Genomic DNA, 1,441 nt, shown 5'->3' on the forward strand with positions numbered 1-1,441 from the left:
TCCCCAGCAAGTCGTACTCCGAGCTTTCGCTGGTCGTCATGGCCCCCGTATCCCGGCGCGTAGAGAGGATGCGCCCCGCCGCATCCCGGGTGTAGGTGGTGATGATTTCCGGCGTGATGACGGTTTCCCCGTCCATTACGGCGGAGCGGGTCGTTTCTACCAGTTGGCGCGCCGTGTCGTAGGCATAGTCCATTCTTACACCATTTTCATCAATGTCCCACAACAGGCGCCCGTCGCACATCAGCTCGCGCTCCGTTATTCGGCCATTGCCCGCCGTCCTTTTCACCCACCTGTTCTGCGTGTCAAATTCATAGGAGGCGCTGTCTGTGATGGTCCATTCCCCGCCGGTGAGCAGAGCGTAGCTTTCTTCCCTGACGCGCTGCCCTTCCGCCGTGATCCAGGTGATGGTGCGCGTGCTCTGGCCCGGCACGGTTTCCCCGTTGAGGCGCGTTTCTACTGTTTCCGTGTAGAGGGCACCGTGTTCCGTAGTGGCCGCGTAGTCGTGCCAGGTTTGCACGCCGGTGAGGTCTCGGGTCATCCGGATGCGTCCGCGGGCGTAGACGTCGGGCGCGCCGGCCAGCCATTGTTCCGTGGCCGTCAGGCGCGTTCCCGTCACACCTAACCCCGTGACCCTCTTTTCCGTCCTTTTGACGTGGTTGGCTGTCGCGTACTTGTAGGCCGTGGTGGTCAGCGTCTTGATGTGCCCTTCCAGCGGAAGCAGGTCTACCGTTTCCGTGGCGGGTTCGTCGTTGAAGTCGGCTTCTCCCGAATAGGCATAGGTGTAGCGCGTGATGCGCCTGCCGCTTTCCGCCCACGGTTCGTCGCGGGAGAGCAGGCGTCCGTAGAGGTCATACGCGTAATGAATTTGGCTGCCGTCCGGGGCAGTTTCCGTCTTGAGCCGTCCGCACTGGTCGTAGGCGTATTGCGTGGTCTGGGCTTCCGGGCTTTGATAGCCTTCCACTTGAGTGAGCAGCAGATCGCCTACGTCCGTCGTTTGATAGATGGAGCAGGTGCGCTCTGCCACGATACCTCCTTTGGAGATTTCCGTCACCAGCTGCCAGACCGAGCCTTCCGGTTCCAGCTCCGTGCGCGTGCGAATGGTCGTGACGGCGTCTTCCCCCGTTCCCCTCCGCATGTTCCACGCCAGGCCGTCGTTCCACCAGGTGACGGCGTAGGGCTGCCTGGCCGGCGCCTGTTCCGTGACGGTGAAGTGGCCGTCCGCGGAAAGGGAAAGGTTGAATGTTTTAAAGGGTGTCCCGGTGACCGTATAAAATCCCTGTTCGTCCGTTCCGGTGATTTGGCCGGGGGTATAGAGAGCGATGGTGTAACCCGTGGAGGTGACGTTTTCCACGTTGAGCAGGCCGTCCCACAGGTTCCAGATTTGCCTCAGCGAGCCGTCTTCGGCATGCTTGACGTCCAGGTAGGATGACGCGTTGGAGAT

General features: G+C 61.3%; 1 pseudogene. It reads right to left on the reverse strand.

The features are described from left to right. Positions 1-1,441, reverse strand: a pseudogene (locus tag HJW02_RS12890) (sugar-binding protein); the annotation flags it as partial.

The organism is Akkermansia sp. GGCC_0220 (assembly GCF_017566105.1).
GTDB lineage: Bacteria > Verrucomicrobiota > Verrucomicrobiia > Verrucomicrobiales > Akkermansiaceae > Akkermansia > Akkermansia massiliensis.